A 23,030-nucleotide genomic window follows, 5' to 3' on the forward strand; every position below is an offset into this window, starting at 1 on the left:
CCCCGCCCCTACCGCATGTGGGGGACGGCCGGACGGGTCGTCAGCCCAGCAGATCCCGCACGGAGGCCTTCATCCGGGTCACGAAGGCCTCCTGTACGGGCTCCGCCACCCGGTCCAGCGACAGATACGGATTCAGGTCCTCCAGCTCGACGAGCAGCAGCTCGCCCCGCGCGGTCCGGCAGGCGTCGACCCGCTGGATGCCGTGGTCGAGGCTGTTCCACTCCACGAAGCCGCGGGCGAACGCCAGATCGGCCGCGTCCGGCACGTACGGCTCCAGCACCCACCGCCGCTCCGGGGCCGGGGCGTACAGCGCGTACTGGAAGTCGTGGTCGACGAAGTAGAAGGACACCTCGTAGCGGAAGTCGATCCGGGGCTGGACCAGCAGCGTGCCGTCCTCGCCGTCCGGCAGCGCTGCCTCCCGTACGAACCGCAGCCCGGCCGAGTCCGCCCCCAGCTTCGGCTTGACCACGTACTCGGGGGCCTCGGGCAGCCTCCCCAGATCGGCGGCCCGGTCCACGGTGGGGATCACCGGATGACCGGCCCTGCTCAGATCGACCAGATACTGCTTGCCCGCCATGTCCCCGCGACCGTGCAGGGGGTTGTAGACCCTGGTGCCCAGTTCCCGCGCCCGTGCGCGGAACGCGTCGTACTCCTCCCGGTAGTGCAGCACCGGGCCGCTGTTGCGTATGACGACCGTGTCGAAGCCGTCCAGCAGCGCGGCGGCGTCCCGGGGGTGACAGAGCGCGACGTCGAACTCCTCCCGCAGCCGTGAGGTCAGCCGGATGTCCTCGTCGCAGTAGCGCCGGCCCCGCGCCCGGTAGGCGAGGTCGGTGACGAACAGGACGGACGGTCGTGAACCGGCGGGCATGGCGTTCCTCCAGAGGGTGTGCCGGTGGACGGCTGATCAATAACCTTGACGGCGTTGCCCGTTCACGACTCCGGAGCGTCATGACCCCTGCCCCGCACGAGCCGGTCGCACCGCGATCGCCGTCCCCGCCCGACATTCTCTCGCCCGCCTTCGAGGCCGATCCCTACGGGGCCTACCGGATCATGCGGGAGAGCGCGCCGCTGATCCGCCACGAGGCCACGAACAGTTATCTCGTCTCCCGGTACGAGGACGTGGAGCGGGTGTTCAAGGACCGGGCGGGGGAGTTCACCACCGACAACTACGACTGGCAGATCGAACCCGTCCACGGCAGGACGATCCTCCAGCTCAGCGGCCGCGAGCACGCGGTGCGCCGGGCCCTGGTCGCCCCCGCCTTCCGGGGCACGGAGCTGCGGGAGAGGTTCCTTCCGGTCATCGAGCGCAACGCACGCGAGCTGATCGACGCCTTCCGGCACACCGGAGAGGCCGATCTCGTCGCCGACTTCGCGACCCGCTTCCCGGTCCTCGTCATCGCCGACATGCTCGGCCTGGACCGGGCGGACCACGACCGGTTCCACGGCTGGTACACCACCGTCATCGCCTTCCTCGGCAATCTGGCGGGCGACCCGGAGGTGGCCGCGGCCGGTGAGCGGACCCGCCGGGAGTTCGCCGAGTACATGATCCCGGTCATCCGGCGGCGCCGGGACGAGCCGGGCGGCGACCTGCTCTCCACGCTCTGTGCCGCCGAGGTCGACGGGGTGCGGATGAGCGACGAGGACATCAAGGCGTTCTGCAGCCTGCTGCTCGCGGCGGGCGGCGAGACCACCGACAAGGCCATCGCCTCCGTCTTCGCCAACCTGCTCACCCATCCCGAGCAGCTCGCCGCGGTACGGGAGGACCGCGGCCTCATCGACCGGGCCTTCGCCGAGACCCTGCGCCACAGCCCGCCGGTCCACATGATCATGCGTCAGACCGCGAAGGAGGTGGAACTCAGCGGCGGAACGGTCCCGGCGGGGGCCACCGTCACCTGTCTGATCGGCTCCGCCAACCGCGACGGGGCGCGCTACCGCGAGCCCGACCGGTTCGACATCTTCCGCACCGACCTGACCGGCACCACCGCCTTCTCGGCGGCCGCCGACCATCTGGCGTTCGCGCTGGGCCGGCACTTCTGCGTCGGTGCGCTGCTGGCCAGGGCGGAGGTGGAGACGGGGGTGAACCTGCTGCTCGACGCGATGCCCGATCTGCGGCTCGCCGACGGATTCACCCCCGGTGAGCAGGGCGTCTTCACCCGCGGCCCGCGGTCGCTGCCGGTCCGGTTCACCCCGGTCGCCGGCTGAGACCGGGGCACCCGCGCCGGAAGGGCCGGCAGGACGCGGGGGTCAGCGGATGTGGCGACCGGAGATCGCCCGCGCGATGACCAGCCGCTGGATCTCGCTCGTACCCTCGAAGATGGTGCAGATCTCGGCGCCCCGGTACATCCGCTCCACCGGGTGCTCCCGGCTGTACCCGGCGCCGCCCAGGATCTGGACGGCCCTCTCGGTCGCCGCCACGGCGAGTTCGCCCGCGCGCAGCTTGGACATGGAGCCCTGTCCGGCGTCGAAGGTCCGGTCGTTGCGGGCCATCCAGGCGGCCTGCCAGATCAGCAGCCGCACGGCCTCGATCTCGGTGCGGATGTCGGCCGGCGCGAACGCGATCGACCGGTTCTCGATGACGGGACGGCCGAAGGCCTCCCGCTCACCGGCGTACTCCAGCGCGTACTCGTACGCCGCGCGCGCGATGCCCAGCGCCTGTGCGCCGGCGGTCGGGCGGCTGACCTCGAAGGTCGCCATGGCCGCCTGCCCCTTGGCGTTGGTGCCCTCACGGGCCCGGGCCGGCCGGGCGTCCAGCTTCTCCTTCCCGCCGAGCAGAAAGTGCCCGGGTACGCGTACGTCGTCCAGGAACACGTCCGCCGTGTGCGAGGCGCGCAGGCCCAGCTTCTTGATGGTGCGGCTCACCGCGAGGCCCTTCGTGGCGGGCGGCACGATGAAAGCGGCCTGACCACGGGCCCCCGGCGCCGGGTCGACCGAGGCGACGACCACATGGACCCCGGCGATCCCGCCGTTGGTGATCCAGGCCTTCTGACCGGTGAGCACCCACTCGTCACGGGCCTCGTCGTAACGGGCCCCGGTGGTCATCGCGGAGACGTCGGAGCCGGCCTGGGGCTCGGAGACGCAGAACGCGGGGACGAGGGAGAAGTGGCTCACGGGATCAGGCCTTCGGAATGTCGAAGTAGCGGGTCAGCCCCGCAGCCGGGCCGACATCGCCGGAGACCTTCAGCTTGCGCATCATGAACGTGGTCACCGGATTGCCGTTGCAGGAGACCAGGTTGAGGAACTCGGCGTCCGCCATCACCAGCGTCGTGCGGGGCTCGGCCTCGGACCTGCCCTCGCCGACCGTGCAGGTGCCCCTGTCCATCGAGGTCTCGTAGACCACCTCGCTGTCGCCGGTGATCTTCCAGCGGATCCTGCCGTTGTCGGCCACACCAGTGCCTTACTCCGAAGTAAATTTACTTTTGAGTAAGGCAGGTGTCGGGACGCCCCTTCGCAAGACGGGCCGTGCGGGCGCATCACCAGGGGCTGCCGGGCCGCACCGTGAGCCGGGGATGGTGCGCGGCGAGGATCTTGTTGGCGCGGGCCAGGTCGGAGAGGGCCTGCTCGCGGTCGGCCCGGTCCTCGTCGCAGAGTCCCGGACCGCGGAACCTGCGTACCTCGCGCGCGGCGCAGTCGGCGTCGAATTCCGCCTGGAGGATGTGCGGGGGGATGCAGGATCCGATCAGTGCGGCGACCCGGTCCGGAATCGGCACGGGGACGAGGAGGTGCGAGGCGGTCATGGGGGGTTCCCTCTCGGAATGGTCGGCCAGGAGGCGGTTCTCGGCCCGGCCGCCGGGTGCGGCGGCCGACTTCTCCATATGTACGGGACGCGGTTCCGGGTTTCTCGTTGAGAACGTCTCCGTGTGGCAACCGTTTGAGAGTGACCGGCTATTTCGCCTTACCCGTAGGTAAGTTGACTCGTGGTGAGGACCGTGATCCGGCCGGAAGCGGACTCAGAGCGGTGTTTCGTCGCCCCGGGCCCGCAGTTGGAGCGCCCGCAGCACGGCTTCGGTGGAGAAACGGCTCTCGGGATCGGTGAGTTGCTCGCCGAAGATGGACTCCAGATTGCGCATCCGGTAACGGACCGTCTGCGGATGGACGTCGAGCAACTCGCCCATGTGGGCCGCGGTGCCGCGGGTGTCCAGCCAGATCCGCAGGGTCTCGACCAGCCGTTCCCGGCGAGTGGCGCTGATTCCGGAGATCGGGGCCAGTTCGCGCCGGGCGAGCTGGTCGACCAGGACCGGGTCGGAGAGCAGCCACAGGGTGATGAGGTGGTTCTCGCACAGGACGACGGGTGCGTCGTCGATGATCTTCGCGTCGACGAGTTCGAGCACGCGCCGGGCCCAGCGGATCGAGTCCGAGGCCAGGGCGACGGGCACGGTCAGGCCGATCGCGGCGTGGGTGCCCAGGAGTGCCTCGTCCAGCATCCGTCTTCGGGCGTCGTCGAAAGCTCCGGGAATCAATAAGTGCGGCTGCGGTGCGCTGAGATCCGCCAGCAGATCGCGGTCGGCCGAGGCCCGGTCCAGGGTGGCGGGGGCGCGGACGGCGACCAGGGTGACCTCGTCGGGCAGCGCCCATCCGGTCTGTTCGCACAATTCGGCGATGGCGGTACGGGGGGAGGGGCGTCCGGCGAGGATCAGATGCAACAGGCGCCGGCGCATGGCCTCGGTCTGTTCGCCGGTCTGCGACTGCACTTCCAGGAAGCCCTCCCTGGAGAGGGATTCGAGCTCGTCGATGTAGGTGAAGAGTGCGTCGGCGAAGCTGAGCATGAGGGCCGGCGAGAAGTTGTGACTCCGGCCGACCTTCTTGGCCCGGCGCAGTGCGACCCGGGCCCCGAGGCGGTAGGCGCCCTGGAGCGTTTCCATCGTGCGGCCTTCGTACGCCTCGAAACGTCCGAAGCGGCGGCACATGTCGTCGCGCAACGAGGTCGAGGCGGACGGCTCGGCGACCAGGTCCACGAAGGAGGAGAGGCTCTGTTCCACGCCGACCCTGATGGCCTGTCCGTTGGGACCGTCGAGCAGCCGGGCGTATTCCGGGTAGGCCCGGGTGACCTCGACGCCGATCTCCTTGATCAGGCTCGGCAGTTCCGGCCGCATGATGGCGGCGAATTCCTGGGGGAGCGGTCCCAGCGGATCCCCCGTGTCCAACGGCTGAATGAGTTCAGGCATGACTGACCCCCCTGCTCTCCGGCGCCCGGTGGGGGGACAGGCGGTGGGAAAGCGCTCCCACGAACCGACAGGTGCGTACCAAGTTCGCGATGAAGATAGACCAAGTCAGCGGTCGTGCCCACTACTTGGACAAGATCGAAGTGCAAGGGGCACATATCTCGGCCCCGTTGTGGTGCTTCGGTGCAGGTGGGAAGCCAGTGCTCACTTCAGGACAATGTTTTTCGGACATCTGCTCTCCCGGCGACAAGAAAGCAACCACGGGTCGCGGATTCCCGTCCGGGTGATTGGTGCGGATTCGTGCCGCTGGTGTGCATCTTCCCTGGGCGCTGCGGTCGTGGCGGGAATCGGTCATTTGCTGCCTCTTGGGCGCGGAATTGCAAGGGGGGCCTGCTATTCGGAGAAGGGGAATCCTTTGGGGTCGGCGGGCAAATTTCAAAACCGGTCGGCCGGAATGGATAATTCACCGGCGGCCCGCCGGTGGCGGTTCGGACCGTGGCCCGGGGCGGTGCTCCGTGATGCCCTGCGAGGGTCCGGTCGCGTGGTGGACGCCGGGCGCCAGGACGTCATTCGGCCGAGGTCCCGACGATCTTACCGGCGGGTACGCGGCCGGTCGGCGGGCCGGCCCGTCGCTGGTGACTGCGCCTGGGGTGAGTGTCCGGCGGGGGCCGGGGCGCACGACACGGCCGTAACTACTCACTTTCGTATAGAAAATCGCGGCGATCTGCTGAGTTGTCGCTAAGGCGGAATGCTTTTGCTGAGAGGCGCGGGGATTTTCTGCGCCGGGTATTGCCGCGTCGGGCTACTGGCTCGTAACGTTCGATCCGCACGGAGTTCGATCACGCAGTCGAGTCCATCGACTTCTGCGTTCCACGATGTGAGCCGCCCTCGTGCCGGGCCCATTCCCAGGGCGTGGCGCGAGGTAATCGGGTACGTCCAACTCCACTTCCCGGAGGTAAGTTCCGTGAGAAACACCCTCAGACGAGCATTGTTCGCCACGACCGTCGCCGCAGCCGCGTTCGGCTTCGCCGCCACGTCGGCCTCGGCCACCGCCCTCGCGCAGTGGACCGTGGTCAACCCCAACGCGAACGGCACCTTCACGGCCCAGCTCAAGGCCGGCACGGTGGCGACCCTGGTCGACACCAACACCAGCCAGCAGGTGGACTGCTCGGTGGGTACCGCCAGTGGCACCGCTCCCAGTGGCACGTACTCCACCGGCGTCGGCATCGCGAAGATCACCGCCGCCGCCTGGGGATCCGCGGCCAGCCCGTGCCCGGGACCGCTCGGCTCGAACTTCACGGCCGCACTCGCGTCGGGTGCCACCATCAGCATCGACGCGAGCAGCTACAGCGGTGGCATCACCTCGGGGAGCCTGTCCGGGGTCAAGGTCAACCTGACCGGTGACACCATCCTCGGCACCTGCAAGGCCGTGATCTCCGGGTCCGTGAGCAACGTGACGTACAACAACGCCACCGGCGAACTCGACATCAACACCGGCACCGGCCTGAAGGTCGACAGCGCCGACAACTGCTCGGGGCTGCTCAACGCGGGTGACTCGGCGACGTTCGACGCGACGTACAAGGTCGCCGCGCCGCTCACCATCACCTCGCCGTAACCGGTCCGGACCGGAACCGGTGGCAAGGAAGGGCCGCGGAGCGGAGGTTCACCTCCACTCCGCGGCCCGCCGTCGGCAGGTCCCTTCGCAATACGCAACGAGAGCCGAGCACCGAGACGACGGCAGGTAGGCCGAGATGAGAACAAGGACCACGGACCCGCGGCGCGCCGCGCGCATCGCCGCAGTCGGTGCGGTGACGCTCGTGGCGGGATTCATGCCGGGGACGGGAGCCGCGACCGACACCCGGACCGCCGAGGCGGACGTCGCCTACACCTGTGAACTTCCCTCCGGCGCACAGCCGGTCAAGGTGCACATCGCGGCGGAGCTGCCGGTGACCACGAGTGTCGGGACGGCGATCCGGATCCAGGACGTGGCCCTCTCCTTCGAGCTCCCGCGTTCCGTGCTCTCCGCCTTGCCGGGGGCCGAACCCGTGGCCGTCTCGGGATCCGCGCGGATGCTGACCGAGGTCTCGCAACGGGGCGAGTCGACGGATGTGCCCTGGCAGGGGCTGGAGATCCCGGAGACCGCTCTCCCCGCCACGGGCGACCTCGCGCTCCGGGCGACGGGCGAGGTTCCGACGATTACGCCGAGGTCCAGCGGTGACGTGCTCTTCGCCCTGGGGCAGCTGGACGTGGGCCTCGCCCCGCGAGCCGCCGAGGGCGCCGGGGACGCGCCGCCCCCGCTGGCCCTCTCGTGCAAGGCCGATCCGGACCAGAGCGCGGAACTGGCCACGGTCACCGTTCCCCCGGAGAGCGGAACCACGCCGCCTTCCGGGGCCGCCCCCGAGCCGTCCGGAGGCACCGGCCCCGACCCGTCCGGCGGTGCGAAGGCCGGACGGGCGGCGGATCTGCCGTCCGGGGGCGTGCAGCCGCCCGCCGACTGCACGGTCATGACCGGTCCGCTCCCGCAGGTGCCGAAACCGGCACACGGCTACATGGCGGGATACTCCAACGTCAACAAACTCGCCGGGGCGATCAAGTTCAGCGACCCCGGACATCTTCGCCTCAACCTGAACACGTCCGTCTCCTTCCTCAAATGCCCGACCGGCGTGAAGAGCTGGCTGACCACCGACGGCACGCTCGACTACAGGGGCAGGGCCCAGATGCCGCCGGCCGAGGCCACCTTCCTCACCTTCGGCTTCATGCCGACGACGGCGAAGGTGGAACTGATCCTCGAAGGCAGGATCGACATCGGAACGCTGGGCGACTCGGCCCCCGACCCGGAGACCAAGAAGTACAAGGAGACGACGACCGCCATCGCTCCCATGCGCGCACGCCTCTATGACGTGGAGGTCAACGGGGAGCCGCTGGACGTCGGCCCCGACTGCCGCAGTGCGAGCCCGATGACACTGAAGCTGGTCGGCAAGGGAGCCTCCGGCGCGGGCGGCCCCGAGGGCTACACGGTGAAGACCGGGGGGCCGCTGACCGGCTACGCGGATGTGCCGCCGTTCTCCGGCTGCGGGGTCACGGAGGATCTCGACAACCTCTTCACCGCCTCGGTCTCCGGAAAAGGCAACTACACGAAAATGATGCAGTCCCCGCTGTGTGTCGAAGGCGTTCCGGCGAACTGTCCCGAGCCGCCGAAGCCCGAGCCCGAACGCTGAGAGCTGTTCCGCAAGCGCTGACTCCCGGATCCCCAGAAAGGCTGGACCAATCATGCGAGCTGCCCCGAAAAGCGTCAGACCCGCCCTCCTCGGCGCGCTGATGGCGGTCGCCGTCGGCATTCCCCTGAGCACCTCGCCGGCGAGCGCCGCCTCCGCCCAGGAGATGAACGGCAACTGGGCGCCCTTCACCCGGTGTCCGGTCGACGACCCGGCCATGCTGGCCGCGGACGGCCAGACCGAGATCGCGATCTGCGTGGCCTCGCACTCCGAGAGCGGCTCCATCAAGCTCGGCAACACCCTGGCGACGACCGGTGCCAACGACCTCCAGTTCGGCGTCGTGCGGAACACAACGACGGGTGAGTCCAAGGTCGTGCCGCCCGCGGGCGGGGCGATCGTGGGAGCGCCGACGGAGATACCCGGCGGCCTGCTCGGCCTCATGTGCCCGAGCGGGATTCCGGTGGTCAGCGACATCTGCAGGCAGCTGACGGACAACAGCCTCAACCGGGTGGTCGCCACCGTCCAGTCGGCCGGCACGCCCAGGAACTTCGACGTGGCCGCAGGGATGCAGAGCGGGAAGACGATCGTCGACATCCCGGTCCGCATCCATCTGGAGAACCCCTTCCTGGGTTCGAAGTGCTACATCGGGACCACGTCCGACCCGATCGTGCTGCGCCCGCAGAACCTCACCCAGCCGGCCATCGGCAGCAAGCGCTTCGACGCCAACGGCACGGCGAACACCGGCGGTGCGCTCAACCGCATCGAGCTGACCGGAAACGCGCAGGGCGACGCGGGCTTCGCCGTCCCCGGGGTGAGCGGCTGCGGCCCCCTGACCCTCGGTGAGCTGAACTGGGCGGTCAACCTGAAGACGGCGCTGCCGTCGGCGGCCGGAAAGAACAACCTGGTGCTCAACAACGCCGCCACGTACACCGGGGGACTGGCACTGCCCGGTGCGGCGGCCCCCAACGCCGGCCGGCTGCTTTCGGAGAGCTGGCACGCGGGAGTGGCGCGGTAGGCACCTCGCCGGTACCTCATTTCGCGGAGTACGGAGATCAGCGATGCCGCCCGCCGCACCCGGCACATTTTCCGGGCGCGGCGGGCGTTTGCATACCGGTGCGCCGAATGGCTCACTTATCGACAAACGAGCGATGCGCAATACTCACTCGCTCACAAAAACAAAAAGGCCGTCGAATGGCGTGCAAAAAGTTTACGAACCGGTATTGCGGTGGCTGGTTACCGGGCCGTAGCGTCCCGTTGAGCAGCGGGGAAACGCATCCGCTGCTGTCTGTTCGGTACCTCTGGAGCCCCGGTGGCTCCGGTTCGCCGGCCGCGGGGCCCCGGTTCGTGGGCCGGAAACCTTGCGCAGATTTCGACAAAGCCCGCATCCGGCTTTGTCACTCGGTGACAAATGATCCACACCGAGAGCCCGGTTCGTCGATTTCCGCTGTTCAACGGCTTGTCCTGGCGGTTTCGACGGACATAGCGTGCGCCTCCTGGTGCATGTGTGACGAGCCGCCAACGCATTTCTCAGAGCCGGAGCGCTGACAGATGACTTCCACAACAACTTCGAAGGAGGGCCGATGGGAATCGAAGTAGTCGTCGAGGGCCTCACGAAGTCCTTCGGCAAGCAGAACATCTGGCAGGACGTCACCCTTACGCTGCCCGCCGGCGAAGTGAGCGTGATGCTCGGGCCTTCCGGCACCGGAAAGACCGTCTTCCTGAAATCCATCATCGGTCTGCTGAAGCCGGAGCAGGGGCGCGTCCTCATCAACGGCGTCGACATGGTGAACAGTCCGGAACGCGAGATCATGGAGACCCGTAAACTCTTCGGGCTCATGTTCCAGGACGGCGCGCTCTTCGGATCGATGTCGCTCTTCGACAACATCGCCTTCCCCCTGCGTGAACACACCCGCAAGAAGGAGTCGGAGATCCGCCGGATCGTCATGGAGCGGATCGACATCGTCGGCCTCCTGGGCGCCGAGGGCAAGCTCCCGGGCGAGATCTCCGGCGGGATGCGCAAGCGGGCCGGCCTGGCGCGCGCGCTGGTCCTGGACCCGCAGATCATCCTCTGCGACGAACCGGACTCCGGACTCGACCCGGTGCGCACCGCGTACATCTCCCAGCTGCTCATCGACCTCAACGCACAGATCGACGCGACGATGCTGATCGTCACCCACAACCTCGACATCGCGGCCACCGTCCCGGACAACATGGGCATGCTCTTCCGCCGCAACCTCGTCACCTTCGGACCGCGCGAGGTGCTGCTCACCAGCGACGTGCCCGTGGTCGCCCAGTTCCTCGCCGGACGCCGCGAAGGACCCATCGGGATGGCCGAGGAGAAGGACGCCGCCACCCTCGCGGCCGAGGAGATGAACGGGTACGGAGTCGGCATCAGCTCCGCCAACGGGCCGCGCACCGTCGTACCCCAGCTGGAGCCGTCGCCCGGCATGCCCGTACGGCAGGCCGCCGTGCGCCGCCGGGAACGGGTCCTGTCGATGATGGGCCAGCTGCCCGAAGCGGCCCGCACGGCCATCATGAAGAGCTACACCCCGGCCGTGGGCGGTGAACGCCTGTGACGGCCCCCATGCCGGTGCGGCCTCCGGAGCCGCCGCCCACCGGTGCGGTGGCGCCGAAGCAGCCGGCGGAGAAGCCCCCGAACCGGCTGCTCTCCCCGCTGCGCGAGACCGGGAAGCTGTTCTCACTGGCCGCGACCGTGAGCCGCGAGGTCTTCCGGCGGCCCTTCCAGGTACGGGAGTTCATCGAGCAGTTCTGGTTCGTCGCCAGCGTCACCATCCTGCCCGCGGCGCTCGTCTCGATCCCGTTCGGCGCGGTCATCGCCCTCCAGGTCGGCTCGCTGACCCAGCAGCTCGGCGCCCAGTCGTTCACCGGCGGCGCCAGCGTCCTCGCCGTCATCCAGCAGGCCAGCCCGATCATCGTGGCCCTGCTGATCTCCGGCGCCGCGGGCTCGGCCATCTGCGCGGACCTCGGCTCCCGGAAGATCCGCGAGGAACTCGACGCGATGGAGGTCATGGGCGTCTCGCCCATCCAGCGCCTGGTCGTCCCGCGGGTCCTCGCCACCATGCTGGTCGCCGTGCTGCTGAACGGACTGGTCTCCGTCGTCGGCACGCTCGGCGGCTACTTCTTCAATGTGATCCTCCAGCACGGCACCCCCGGCGCCTACCTGGCCAGCTTTTCCGCCCTCGCCCAGCTTCCCGACCTGTACATCAGCGAGGTCAAGGCACTGATCTTCGGCTTCATCGCGGGCATCGTCGCCGCCTACCGCGGGCTCAACCCGCGCGGCGGCCCCAAGGGCGTCGGCGACGCGGTCAACCAGTCCGTCGTCATCACCTTCATGCTGCTGTTCTTCGTGAACACGGTCCTCACGGCGATCTACCTCCAGATCGTCCCCGCGAAGGGGAGCTGACCGATGTCGATGCTCAGCTGGCTCGACCGATCCGGCGAACAACTCACCTTCTACATACGCGCGTTGATCTGGGTGCCACGAACCCTGCGGCGCTATCTGCGCGAGGTCCAGCGGCTGCTGGCCGAAGTGGCCTTCGGCAGCGGGGGTCTCGGTGTCATCGGCGGCACCATCGGCGTGATGGTCGCGATGACCCTGTTCACCGGGACCGTCGTCGGCCTCCAGGGATACGCCGCCCTCAACCAGATCGGCACCTCCGCCTTCACCGGCTTCATCTCCGCCTACTTCAACACCCGCGAGATCGCCCCCCTGGTCGCGGGACTCGCGCTCTCCGCGACCGTCGGCGCCGGCTTCACCGCCCAGCTGGGCGCGATGCGGATCAACGAGGAGGTCGACGCCCTGGAGGCGATGGGGATCCGGTCCATGCCGTACCTCGTCTCCACCCGGATCATCGCCGGGGTCGTCGCGATCATCCCGCTGTACGCGATCGGGCTGCTCTCCTCGTACCTCGCGTCCCGCTACATCACCGTCCTGTTCAACGGGCAGTCCGCGGGCACGTACGACCACTACTTCAATCTCTTCCTCTCCCCGGACGACGTGCTGCTGTCGGTGCTCAAGGTGCTGATCTTCAGCGTGATGGTGATCCTCGCCCACTGCTACTACGGCTTCCACGCCACCGGCGGTCCCGCCGGAGTGGGGGTCGCGGTCGGACGGTCGGTGCGCAACGCCATCGTGCTCATCAGCGTCACCGACTTCTTCCTCTCCCTCGCCATCTGGGGCGCGACCACGACGGTGAAGGTGGCCGGCTGATGAACTCCCACCGGACGCAGACCGTCCGCCGCAGGCTCGCCGGAGTCACCTTCCTGCTCGTACCCGCCGTGCTCGTCTGGGTCTCGGTCTCGGTGTACCGGAAGGACTTCACCGACGACGCCACCGTGACCGTACGCACCGCGAGCGTCGGCAACGAGATGCACGACAACGCCGACGTGAAGCTGCGCGGCGTCGTCGTCGGCCAGGTCCGCGGCATCGCGGCCGACGGGAACGGGGCCCGGCTCACCCTGGCCATCGACCCCGGCAAGCTCGACCGGATCCCGGCCGACGTGACCGCTCAGATGCTGCCCACCACGCTCTTCGGGGAACGCTTCGTCGCCCTCGTACCGCCCGAACTGCCGTCCACGCAGCCGCTGCGGGCCGGCTCGGTCATCCCGCAGGACCGTTCCAGCAACGCCATCGAGCTGGAGGAGGTCCTCGACAACGTCCTGCCGCTGCTCACCGCCGTCAAGCCGGAGAAGCTCGCCGCCACCCTCGGCGCGGTCTCCCAGGCCCTCGAAGGCCGCGGCGAGAAGCTCGGCGACACCCTCGCCACGCTCGACGCCCACCTGGCCAAGTTCAACCCCCAACTCCCCACGCTCAACGCCGACATCAAGGAACTCGTCAAGGTGAGCAAGGTGTACGGGGACGCCGCGCCGGATGTGCTCGACGCGCTCACCGACTTCACCACCACCAGCGGCACCATCGCCGAACAGCAGGCACAGCTCGCCGGGCTGTACGGGTCCACGACCGCCTCCGCCCAGGACCTCACCTCGTTCCTGCGGGAGAACAAGGACAACCTGATCCGGCTCTCCGCCGAGAGCAGGCCGACGCTGGAACTGCTGGCGAAGTACTCCGCCGAATTCCCCTGCACCCTGCGCACCCTGGCCGGTTTCGTCCCGGCCATGGACAAGGCGCTCGGCAAGGGCACCGACAAGCCCGGACTCCACGTCACCGTCAAGCCCGTGAAGTCCAAGGGCAAGTACGTGCCCGGCAGGGACACCCCGGTCTACGACGCGACCGGCGGACCGCACTGCTACTCCGTGCCGTACGTGGGCAGGGCCGTCCCGACCGCGGACACCCGCGCGGCGACGCCGCCCGCCGCACCCGGCACCGCGCCCGCCGGCGAACGGGCCGGCGCCGCGCCGTCGGACCCGAAGTCCGGTCTCGGCATGCCCAACTCCCCACAGGAGAGCCGGCTCGTCAACGAGCTGGTCGCTCCCTCACTGAAAGTCCAGCCGCAGACCCTGCCCGACTGGAGCAGCGTGCTCATCGGTCCGGCCTTCCGCGGTGCGGAGGTGAAGCTCAAGTGAAGCGCCGCTCTCTCGCCGCTCCGCTCACCAAGTCCATCGCCTTCATCCTGGTGACCGTGCTGGCCACCACCGTGCTGGCGCTCTCCATCGCCAACACGAGCGTCGGCGACACCACCACGTACAGGGCCAGGTTCACCGACGCCACCGGGCTGGTCGTCGGCGACAGCGTCCGGATCGCCGGGGTCAAGGTCGGACAGGTCGAATCCATCCGGGTGGCCGACAGACGGCTCGCCGAGGTCGGCTTCGCCGTCCGCAAGGGGCGCAAGCTCCCCGCGTCGGTGACCGCCTCGATCAAGTACCTCAACATGGTCGGCCAGCGCTACATCGACCTCGACCAGGGGGCCGGGCCGGTCGGCCGGAGCTTCGCCGCCGGAGCGACCATCCCGGTCTCCCGCACCACTCCGGCGCTCGACCTCACCCAGCTCTTCAACGGCTTCCAGCCGCTCTTCGAGGGGCTGTCCCCGCCCGACGTCAACCAGCTGGCCGGATCCATCGTCCAGGTGCTCCAGGGCGAGGGCGGCACCGTGGACAGCATCCTCTCGCACGTCGGCTCGCTGACCGGCACGGTCGCCGCCAAGGACAAGGTGATCGGCGAGGTGATCAAGAACCTCAACACGGTCCTGAAGACCGTCAACGACCGCGAGGCCGGATTCGACGACCTCGTCGTCACCCTGCAGAAGCTCGTCACCGGATTCGCCGGCGACCGCAAGCCGCTCGGCCAGGCGGTCACCGCCATGGGCGCGCTCACCACCGTCACCGCGGACCTCCTCGACGACGGCCGGGCGCCCCTCAGGAGTGACATCAAGCAACTCGGGCGCCTGTCCGACCAGTTGGGCAAGGGAACCCCGCAGATCGAGAACTTCCTGCAGAAGACCCCGGCCAAGATGGCGGCGATCAGCAGGCTCACCTCGTACGGCTCATGGCTCAACCTCTACCTCTGCGAGGCCAAGGTCGGCGGAGTGACGACCGAGGACGGCAGCGCCCCGCCCACCGGCATCGAGGTCGGGAAGCCGAGGTGCCAGTCATGAGGATCAAACCCGTACGGGAACGCAACCCCGTCGCCGTGGCCGTCGTCGGACTGCTCGTCCTCGCCCTCGTCGGCCTGGGCGCCTACCGCGTGGACTCGCTGCCCTTCATCGGCGGCGGCACCACCTACAGCGCCGACTTCACCGAGTCCGCCGGACTGAGCGAGGGCGACGAGGTACGCGTCGCCGGGGTCAAGGTCGGCGAGGTCACCGGAGTCTCGCTCGACGGCCCCAAGGTGAAGGTCAGCTTCAAGGTCAAGGACGTCTGGATCGGCAACTCCTCCACCGTGGGCATCGCCATCAAGACCCTGCTCGGCGAGAAGTACCTCGCCGTCGACCCGCTGGGCAACGCCCCGCAGGACCCGGACGAGCGCATCCGGGCGAGCCGCACCACCTCCCCGTACGACGTCACCCAGGCGTTCAACGGACTCGGCGAGACCATCGGCGAGATCGACACCGCACAGCTCGCCAAGAGCTTCGAGACGATCTCCGCCACCTTCAAGGACTCCCCGCCCGACGTGAAGAGCGCGGCCGAAGGGCTCTCCGCCCTCTCGAAGACCGTCTCCGAACGGGACGCCGAACTCGCCACCCTCCTCAAGGGCAGCAAACAGCTCACCAAGACCCTCGCCGACAAGAAGAGCAGCTTCGAGATCCTGCTGAAGGACGGCAACCTGCTCCTCGGCGAGATCCAGGCCCGCCGCGACTCCATCCACCTGCTGCTCACCGGCACCCGGAACCTGGGCACCCAGCTCACCGGCCTGGTCAAGGACAACAACCAGCAGCTGAAGCCCACCCTGGACTCGCTCGGCCGGGTCACCGCCGTACTGGTGAAGAACCGCAAGAGCCTCGACAAGGTGCTCTCGCTGGCCGGCTCGTACAGCCGGCTCGTCGGCAACACCCTCGGCAGCGGCCGCTGGTTCGACAACTACGTCTGCGGAGTCGTCCCGAAGGAGTACCTGCCCGCGGGCACCCCGGCCGGGGCCGAGTGCAAGCCACCCAAGCAGCAAGGCGGCCGCTGACATGAGAATGAAGCGCATCGTCGGCATCGGCGCCGGACTCGCCGTGGTGGCCGTCGCGGCCACCACCGGAGTGATGGCCCTGGACGACGAGGGAACGACCACCGTCACCGCCTACTTCGACCAGGCCACCGGCGTCTACGCCGGATCGGACCTGCGGATCCTCGGCGTCAGGGCCGGCCGGGTCGAATCGGTCACGCCCCACGGCAAGGAGGTCGAGGTGATCCTGCGCATCGACAAGGGCGTCAAGGTCCCCAGGGCCGCGCACGCCGTGGTCGTCGCACCCAGCCTCGTGGCCGACCGCTACGTCCAGCTCGCCCCCGCCTACGACGGCGGGCCGGAGCTCGCGGCGGGCGCCGTACTGCCGGCCGCGAACAACGCCACCCCCGTCGAGGTGGACCAGCTGTACGACTCCATCACCGAGCTCTCCAGGGCGCTGGGCCCGGAAGGCGCCAACGCCGACGGCGCGCTCTCCGGACTCCTCGACACCGGCGCCAAGAATCTCGACGGCAACGGAAAGGCCATCGGGGACTCCATCGAGCAGTTCGGCAAGGCCACCAAGACCCTCGACAGGAGCAGCGGCAACCTCTTCGACACGCTGTCCTACCTCCAGTCCTTCACCACCATGCTGAAGGACAACGACGGCAATGTGCGGGCCGCCGAACAGCAGCTCAACTCGGTCACCGGGTTCCTCGCCGACGACAAGGAGAACCTCGGCGCGGCGCTGAAGGAACTCGGCACCGCGCTCGGCCAGGTCAAGGGCTTCATCCAGAAGAACCGCGGCGCCCTGAAGGCGAATGTCGACGCCCTGGTGCCGCTCACCCAGACCCTGGTCGACCAGCGGGCCTCGCTCGCCGAGTCGATGGACACGCTGCCGCTCGCCGCGGGCAACGTCGTCAACGCCTACGACCCGGTCAACCGCACCCTCAACGGCCGCACCAACCTCAACGAGCTCTCCATGGGACCGCTCACCGGGGCGAGCGGACTCGCCGGCCTCACCCCGGTGGACGGCGCACGCCGCAAGGCCCTGCCCACCCTGCCGCTCCCGGCCGTCGGCACCGTCTACGGCACCCCGGCGAAGCCCGTCACGGAAAAGAAGGGGGCGAACCGATGAGCCGTGCGCTGCGCAGACCCGGAGCCCGCACGACCGGCATCGCCGCGGTGCTGGCCGTGGGCATCGGCCTGGCCGTCGTCGTCACCGCCTCCGGCCTGCCGTCGTTCACCGGGATCGACCAGGTGCCGCTGCCCGGCGGCGCCGACCTCGGCGACCACCCGTACGAGATCACCGCGGAATTCGCCGATGTGCTCAGCCTCGCCCCGCAGGCATCGGTCAAGGTCAACGATGTCGCCGTCGGCCGGGTCACCGAGGTCTCCCTGGGCTCCGGCAGCTGGAACGCCAAGGTCACCATGCGCGTCAACGGCAAGGTCGAACTGCCCGCCAACGCCTACGCCCACCTGGAACAGTCCAGCCTCCTCGGCGAGAAGTACATCCAGCTCGCCGCCCCGGCACGCGGCGCCGCACAGGGCAGACTCACCGACGGAGACCGCATCCCGCTGACCCGCACCAACCGAAACCCCGAGGTCGAAGAGGTCTTCGGCGCCCTGTCGATGCTCCTCAACGGCGGTGGCGTCAACCAGCTCAAGACCATCACCACCGAACTCAACAAGGCGCTCGCCGGACGCGAACCCCAGGTCCGCTCCATGCTCGGCCGGGTCAACACCCTGGTCACCGACCTGGACGACCACAAGAAGGACATCACCGACGCCCTCGACGGGGTGAACCGGCTCTCCGCCACCCTCGCCACCCGCAAACAGGACGTCGGCACGGTCCTCACCGGACTGAGCCCCGGCCTGAAGATCCTGGAGAAGCAGCGCGGCTCGCTCCTGACCATGCTGCGCTCGCTCGACACCCTCTCCACCGTGGCCGTCGACACGGTCAACAGGAGCAAGGCCGACATGATCGCCGACCTCAGGGCACTCGCCCCCAGCCTCAAGGCGCTCGCCGACTCCGGCCGCGACCTGCCCGACTCCCTCCAGGTGCTGCTCACCTACCCGTTCACGGACGAGGTGCTGCGCGGGGTGAAGGGCGACTACCTCAACGTCTACCTGGATGTGACGGCCATGCCCGGCACCCAGATCGTCCCGCCGATCGTCCCGGCGGTCCCTCCCGGGAGCACGGCCGCTTCGGGCCGGTCCGGGCAGGCACTGCCGCTGCCCCTTCCCGCGGTCCCGACGGCGGGCACGAACGGGAGCAGCCGATGATCACCCTCGCCGTCCGGCTCAAGAACATCTCCTTCCTGATCATCGCGGTGCTCGTACTCGGCTACCTCGGAGTCCGGTACGCCGACCTCGGCCACTACATCGGCCTGCGCAGCTACTACACCGTCAAGGTGCAGCTCCCGCGCACCGGAGGGCTGTACACCCACTCCAACGTCACCTACCGCGGTGTCTCGGTGGGCCGGGTCGGGCCGATCGAGCTCACCGACGACGGAGTCGAGGCCGAACTGCGCATCGAGAAGGACGCCCCGAAGATCCCCGACGGGCTCAAGGCCGTGGTCGCCAGTCTCTCCGCGGTCGGCGAGCAGTACGTCGACCTGCGGCCCACCCGCACCGAGGGCCCGTACCTGGCGAACGGATCCGTCATCGACCAGGCCGACACCACCGTCCCCGCCCCCGTCACCAACGTCCTCACCAGCGTCAACGACCTGGCCGGCTCGGTCGACCTGGAATCCCTGCGCACGGTCGTCGACGAGTTCGGCACCGCGTTCGAGGGGCGCGGCGACGACCTCCAGGTACTGCTGGACACCGGGAGCGAGTTCGTCCGGGCGGCGGACGACGCGCTGCCGGTCAACACCCGGCTGATGGCCGACGGCCGGACCGTGCTGCGCACCCAGGCCGAACAGGGCGAGGCACTCAAGGGCTTCGCCTCCGGCGCCGCGGAACTGGCCGCACAGCTCAAGGGGTCCGACACCGATCTGCGCAAGCTGATCGCGGTCGCCCCCGACGCGACCGGACAGATCAGCGGACTGCTGCGGGACCTCGACCCGAGCTTCGGCGTCGTCGTCGCCAACCTCCTCACCACCTCCCAGGTCGCCGTCACCCGCCAGCGCGGCATCGAGGAACTCCTGGTGAAACTCCCCGCGGTGGCCGCCGCCGGATCCAGCGCGATCGACGAGAAGGGCGCCCGGTTCGGCATGTCGGTCACCTTCTTCGAACCCCTGCCCTGCACCGCCGGATACGGCGGCACCGTCTACCGCAGCGGTCTGGACACCTCGGCCGGCCCGCCCGTCAACACCAAGGCCCGCTGCACCTCCTCGCCCGGCACCGGCATCAACGTCCGCGGCAGCGCCAACGCGCCGAAGGGCGGCGCCGTGCCCGAACCCGCCCGGCCCGGCTCGATGCTGCTGGGGAACGGATCCGGGAAGCGGCTCCCGGGGGCGCTCGGTGTCACCGGCCGGGCCCCGGCCGAAGACGGCATGGCCGGACTGCTGGGACTCGGACGGGAGGACGGCCGATGACGCCCCGGACCAGGACCCTGACCGGCTTGGCGGCACTGCTCGCCGCGGTACTCATCTGCGCCCTCGGCGGCTGGTCGTACGCCCGGGCGCGCGGCGACGACAGCCTGGCGTACGCGAAGAGCCGCGATGCCGCGCTGGCCGACGGCAGGCGCCACCTGGCCCGGCTGAACAGCCTCGACGCCAAGGACGCCCGGACCGTGGACGCCGGACTCGGCGCCTGGCTCGACTCCTCGACCGGGCCGCTCCACGACCAGCTCGGACGCACCCGGAGCAAGGACGCGAAGGAACTGGTCCGGGCGGGCGCCACCGCACGGGGGAAGGTCACCGACGCGGCGCTCACCGCGCTCGACGAGCGGACCGGGACCGCGGAGCTGATCGCGACCGTCGATGTCGAGGTCACCCCGCGCACCGGAAGGAGCGGCACCGAACGCAAACGCTTCGAGGCCACGCTGTCCCGGACCGCGGACGGCTGGAAGGTCAAGGCGCTCACCGCGATCCCGGTCGGGAGCGGCGCATGAAACAGCGGGGAGGGACGGCGGTCGTGAGCACGGACGTGGACGCGCGGGACGTCGAGGAACACGAGGAGACCGCGGCGGAGCCCGGTGCCGTCACCGACGACGGGCAGCCGGACCCGCCCGCCCCCGCCCGGCGGTGGCCGGGCGTCGTGGCGGCGGTCCTGGCCGTCGTACTCCTCGTGGCCGGCGGAGTGCTCTTCGCCCAGGGCAGAGCGCTGCGCGACACCCCCGCCACCGCCAACCGCGCACTGACCGACAGCGAGGCCACCACCCGGGTCGCGGGAGACGTCAGCAACGCACTCGGCAAGGTCTTCTCCTACAGCCCCCGGGCCACCGCCGTCACCAAGGAGTCGGCGAAGCAGCTGCTCGCGGGCAAGGCGCTCCAGCAGTACGCCGCCCTGTTCGGCCAGGTCGAGAAGCAGGCCGCCGACCAGAAGCTGACCCTCACCACCCATGTCGTGCGCGCCGGGGTCACCCGGCTGACGGAGCACAGCGCCCACCTGCTGGTCTTCCTCGACCAGGTCTACGAACGCGAGGGCAGGCCGGCCACCACCGCCGCCGCCCAGCTCTCCGTCACCGCCCAACTGAGGGACGGCCACTGGACCGTGGTCGAGATCACCTCCAGATAGCAGTACCCACACACGCGCAACTCGGTACGGATCGGCCGGCAGGGGAGAGACAGCAATGGCACGGGTACGGATCACGAGGAACCCGCTGACGGCGGTGGCGGTCGTGCTGACCGTCGCGGCGGCCGGCGCGGCGGCCTGGGGCGGAGTTTCCCGCTACGAGGCCGCGCACGACGAGTCGGCGGCCTACGCGCAGGCGCGCGACGAGGCGCTGGCGGCGGGGGAGCAGGCCGTGCAGAACATGAACACGCTGGACCACCGGAAGCTGGCGAAGGGACTCGACAGCTGGGAGGACTCCACCACCGGCGATCTGCACCGGCAACTCGTCGACGGGCGGGACGCGTTCGTGAAGCAGATCCAGGAGGCGAAGACGGTCAGCACGGCCCGGATCCTGTCCGGGGCGGTGACCGAACTGGACGACCGGGCCGGAAAGGCCGGAGTGATGGTGGCGCTGCGGGTCACCGTGACCGCGCCGAAGGGCAAGCCCGCGGTGAAGGAGAGCCGGATGCTCGGCCGGCTCAGCCGTACCTCCGAGGGGTGGAAGCTCAGCGCCCTCGGCCAGGCACCCGTCGGCAACACGGCCGGCTGAGAGGCGGTCGCCCGACCGCCTTCGACGCCACCGACTCCCACCCCGCCACCGAGAGGACCACCGGACATGTCGACGACCCGTCACCTCGTCAACCGCCGGCGCCGCCTGGCCACCGTCGCCGCGGAGCGCGCCGCCGCCCCGGCGCGCGGGACCGCGACCCCCGACACCGAACCCGGCGGACCGGCGCCGGACCCGTCCGCGAAGGACACCGGGGCCGACGACGAGGCCGCGCAGGACGGGGCCGGGGACGCCGCCGGTCCGGCAGCGGCCCCGCGGAAGAGCGGACCGGAGGGCGAACGGCCCGCCCGCCTCCGGGTCCGGCTGCCCGCCGTGCTCTGCGCCCTCACCGTGCTGCTCGGCGCCTTCGCCGCCTGGGCGTTCGCCTCGGCCGGCAGCCTGCGCGACGATCCGTCCCGGCAGAACACCGCCCTCACCGACATCAGCCGGACCAGCGAGGTGAAGGGCCGGATCGCCGACGCCGTCGGTGCGGTCTTCTCCTACGACTACGCCTCGCCCGAGAAGTCCGAACAGGCGGCCGGTACACATCTGGTGGGCAAGGCGGTGCAGCAGCACAAGGACATGCTCGCCCAGGTCCGGGCCCAGGGGCAGAAGCAGAAGCTCGTGCTGACCACCACCGTCACCGACAGCGGTGTCGAGCTGCTGGACGGCGACCGGGCCCGGCTGCTGATCTTCGCCGACCAGAGCAACACCCGTACCGGAAAGTCGGACGAGACGACCTACGCGGCGGCCATGTTCGCCGTGGACGCCGTTCGACGCGGCGGCACCTGGCGGATCTCCGCCATCGATACGTTCACCCGGTGACCCGGGGGAGAGGGGAGCACGCATGAGGTTCAACGGCACGATGCGCCGCGGACTCGGCGGAACGGCGGTCGCGGTCGCCGCGATGGCCGCGCTCACCGCGTCCCAGGCACCGGGGACCGTCGCTCACGAAGCGCCGTCGAAGCAGGCCCCGGAGACCGACGAGGTCAAGTGGTCGCACGTACCCAACGACGACTCGTACCACACCGAACTGCCGCCGCTGCAGTCGCCGAAACCGCCGAAGGCCGGAAAGAAGCAGAACCCGGCCGCCGCCCGGTCGTGGGCCGAGGCGGGCATCCCGGCCACGGTTCTCGCCGCCTACCGCAAGGCGGAGAGCGCACTCGGGAAGACCGACCCCGGCTGCCGGCTGCCGTGGCAGCTGCTCGCGGCGATCGGCAAGGTCGAGTCCGGCCAGGCGGGCGGAGGCCGGGTCGACGCACAGGGCACGACGCTCAGCCCGATCCTCGGACCGGTCCTCGACGGTGCGGGCTTCGCCGACATCCCGGACACCGACGGCGGCGCGTACGACGGCGACCGGAACTACGACCGGGCGGTCGGCCCGATGCAGTTCATCCCCTCGACCTGGGCCCACTGGGGGCAGGACGGCAACGGCGACGGGCGCCGTGACCCGAACAACATCTACGACGCCGCACTGGCCGCCGGAGAGTATCTCTGCGCCGGACCGCGCGATCTGTCGGTGAAGGCCGATCTGGACCGGGCGATCCTCAGCTACAACCACTCGGACACCTATCTGCGCACCGTGCTGTCCTGGCTGGAGTTCTACCGCAAGGGCATCCACCCGGTGGCCGACGGCAAGGGCACCGTCCCGAAGAGCCCCGGCGCGGGCGGACCGAACAAGCCGAAGCATCCGGTCGGCGGCCCCGGAGCCCCGGACGGCGGCATCATCGTGGGCCCGCAGCCCGGCGGCTCGCACCAGCCCTCGCCGTCCACCACCCCGAAGCCCTCCGGATCGCCGACCGGCTCCCCGGACCCCACCCTCTCCC

At 69.7% G+C, this 23,030-nt stretch carries 21 protein-coding genes and 2 pseudogenes; 18 read left to right on the forward strand and 5 right to left on the reverse strand.

From position 1 onward, the window contains the following. Positions 1-40: 40 nt before the first annotated feature. Positions 41-868: a hypothetical protein gene (locus AADR41_RS19625; RefSeq protein WP_342282720.1), complete on the reverse strand. Its 828-nt coding sequence runs from the start codon at positions 866-868 to the stop codon at positions 41-43. An 80-nt stretch (positions 869-948) separates the two neighbouring features. On the opposite strand from AADR41_RS19625, the gene AADR41_RS19630 reads away from it, so the two are divergent. Then, the gene (locus AADR41_RS19630; RefSeq protein ID WP_342282721.1) at positions 949-2,202 is read left to right on the forward strand and encodes a cytochrome P450; all 1,254 of its coding nucleotides are present in this window, start codon (positions 949-951) and stop codon (positions 2,200-2,202) included. A 42-nt stretch (positions 2,203-2,244) separates the two neighbouring features. On the opposite strand, the pseudogene AADR41_RS19635 reads toward AADR41_RS19630, so the two are convergent. From AADR41_RS19635 to AADR41_RS19650, 4 genes and pseudogenes are all read right to left on the reverse strand, one after another. Next, positions 2,245-3,090 (reverse strand): annotated as a pseudogene (locus tag AADR41_RS19635) (acyl-CoA dehydrogenase family protein); the annotation flags it as partial. Between the two features lie 22 nt (positions 3,091-3,112). Next, a pseudogene (locus tag AADR41_RS19640) lies at positions 3,113-3,367 on the reverse strand (SCP2 sterol-binding domain-containing protein); the annotation flags it as partial. Between the two features lie 103 nt (positions 3,368-3,470). Further along, on the reverse strand, positions 3,471-3,734 hold the full coding sequence (locus AADR41_RS19645) for a hypothetical protein (protein WP_342282722.1): 264 nt from the start codon (positions 3,732-3,734) through the stop codon (positions 3,471-3,473). Positions 3,735-3,947: 213 nt separating this feature from the next. After that, positions 3,948-5,162, reverse strand: coding sequence for a PucR family transcriptional regulator (locus AADR41_RS19650; RefSeq protein WP_342282723.1), 1,215 nt, complete (start codon positions 5,160-5,162; stop codon positions 3,948-3,950). 961 nt (positions 5,163-6,123) lie between these two features. Here AADR41_RS19650 and AADR41_RS19655 point away from each other — a divergent pair. The 17 genes from AADR41_RS19655 to AADR41_RS19735 all read left to right on the forward strand — a co-directional run. Beyond that, positions 6,124-6,774, forward strand: a complete 651-nt coding sequence (locus tag AADR41_RS19655; protein WP_342282724.1) for a hypothetical protein — start codon at positions 6,124-6,126, stop codon at positions 6,772-6,774. Between the two features lie 136 nt (positions 6,775-6,910). Beyond that, positions 6,911-8,377 carry a DUF6801 domain-containing protein gene (locus tag AADR41_RS19660; protein WP_342282725.1) on the forward strand — a complete coding sequence of 489 codons (1,467 nt, stop codon included), beginning with the start codon at positions 6,911-6,913 and terminating at the stop codon, positions 8,375-8,377. Between the two features lie 52 nt (positions 8,378-8,429). Then, positions 8,430-9,389, forward strand: a complete 960-nt coding sequence (locus AADR41_RS19665) for a hypothetical protein (protein WP_342282726.1) — start codon at positions 8,430-8,432, stop codon at positions 9,387-9,389. A gap of 565 nt (positions 9,390-9,954) precedes the next feature. Then, positions 9,955-10,950, forward strand: coding sequence for an ABC transporter ATP-binding protein (locus AADR41_RS19670; protein WP_342282727.1), 996 nt, complete (start codon positions 9,955-9,957; stop codon positions 10,948-10,950). Then, positions 10,947-11,798 carry an MlaE family ABC transporter permease gene (locus AADR41_RS19675; RefSeq protein WP_342282728.1) on the forward strand — a complete coding sequence of 284 codons (852 nt, stop codon included), beginning with the start codon at positions 10,947-10,949 and terminating at the stop codon, positions 11,796-11,798. The genes AADR41_RS19670 and AADR41_RS19675 overlap by 4 nt, the downstream gene beginning before the upstream one ends. Before the next feature lie 3 nt (positions 11,799-11,801). Continuing rightward, the gene (locus AADR41_RS19680; protein ID WP_342282729.1) at positions 11,802-12,605 is read left to right on the forward strand and encodes an MlaE family ABC transporter permease; all 804 of its coding nucleotides are present in this window, start codon (positions 11,802-11,804) and stop codon (positions 12,603-12,605) included. Further along, positions 12,605-13,918 carry an MCE family protein gene (locus AADR41_RS19685; RefSeq protein WP_342282730.1) on the forward strand — a complete coding sequence of 438 codons (1,314 nt, stop codon included), beginning with the start codon at positions 12,605-12,607 and terminating at the stop codon, positions 13,916-13,918. The genes AADR41_RS19680 and AADR41_RS19685 overlap by 1 nt, the downstream gene beginning before the upstream one ends. Then, positions 13,915-14,946, forward strand: coding sequence for an MCE family protein (locus AADR41_RS19690; RefSeq protein ID WP_342282731.1), 1,032 nt, complete (start codon positions 13,915-13,917; stop codon positions 14,944-14,946). Before AADR41_RS19685 ends, AADR41_RS19690 begins: the two co-directional genes overlap by 4 nt. Further along, on the forward strand, positions 14,943-15,962 hold the full coding sequence (locus AADR41_RS19695; RefSeq protein WP_342282732.1) for an MCE family protein: 1,020 nt from the start codon (positions 14,943-14,945) through the stop codon (positions 15,960-15,962). The genes AADR41_RS19690 and AADR41_RS19695 overlap by 4 nt, the downstream gene beginning before the upstream one ends. Before the next feature lies 1 nt (position 15,963). Continuing rightward, positions 15,964-17,073, forward strand: a complete 1,110-nt coding sequence (locus tag AADR41_RS19700) for an MCE family protein (RefSeq protein ID WP_342282733.1) — start codon at positions 15,964-15,966, stop codon at positions 17,071-17,073. After that, positions 17,070-18,221: an MCE family protein gene (locus AADR41_RS19705; RefSeq protein WP_342282734.1), complete on the forward strand. Its 1,152-nt coding sequence runs from the start codon at positions 17,070-17,072 to the stop codon at positions 18,219-18,221. Before AADR41_RS19700 ends, AADR41_RS19705 begins: the two co-directional genes overlap by 4 nt. Continuing rightward, on the forward strand, positions 18,218-19,477 hold the full coding sequence (locus AADR41_RS19710; protein WP_342282735.1) for an MlaD family protein: 1,260 nt from the start codon (positions 18,218-18,220) through the stop codon (positions 19,475-19,477). The genes AADR41_RS19705 and AADR41_RS19710 overlap by 4 nt, the downstream gene beginning before the upstream one ends. Continuing rightward, positions 19,474-19,995, forward strand: coding sequence for a hypothetical protein (locus AADR41_RS19715; RefSeq protein ID WP_342282736.1), 522 nt, complete (start codon positions 19,474-19,476; stop codon positions 19,993-19,995). Before AADR41_RS19710 ends, AADR41_RS19715 begins: the two co-directional genes overlap by 4 nt. Next, positions 19,992-20,621 carry a hypothetical protein gene (locus AADR41_RS19720; RefSeq protein WP_342282737.1) on the forward strand — a complete coding sequence of 210 codons (630 nt, stop codon included), beginning with the start codon at positions 19,992-19,994 and terminating at the stop codon, positions 20,619-20,621. Before AADR41_RS19715 ends, AADR41_RS19720 begins: the two co-directional genes overlap by 4 nt. Before the next feature lie 55 nt (positions 20,622-20,676). After that, complete coding sequence (locus tag AADR41_RS19725; RefSeq protein ID WP_342282738.1) at positions 20,677-21,207, forward strand: nuclear transport factor 2 family protein; 531 nt, start codon at positions 20,677-20,679, stop codon at positions 21,205-21,207. 66 nt (positions 21,208-21,273) lie between these two features. Beyond that, positions 21,274-22,029 carry a hypothetical protein gene (locus AADR41_RS19730; protein WP_342282739.1) on the forward strand — a complete coding sequence of 252 codons (756 nt, stop codon included), beginning with the start codon at positions 21,274-21,276 and terminating at the stop codon, positions 22,027-22,029. A gap of 22 nt (positions 22,030-22,051) precedes the next feature. Then, positions 22,052-23,030, forward strand: a 979-nt coding sequence (locus tag AADR41_RS19735; protein WP_342282740.1) for a lytic transglycosylase domain-containing protein, incomplete at its 3' end; no start/stop codon positions are given.

Source organism: Streptomyces sp. CLV115 (assembly GCF_038448545.1).
Taxonomy (GTDB): Bacteria; Actinomycetota; Actinomycetes; order Streptomycetales; family Streptomycetaceae; genus Streptomyces; species Streptomyces sanglieri.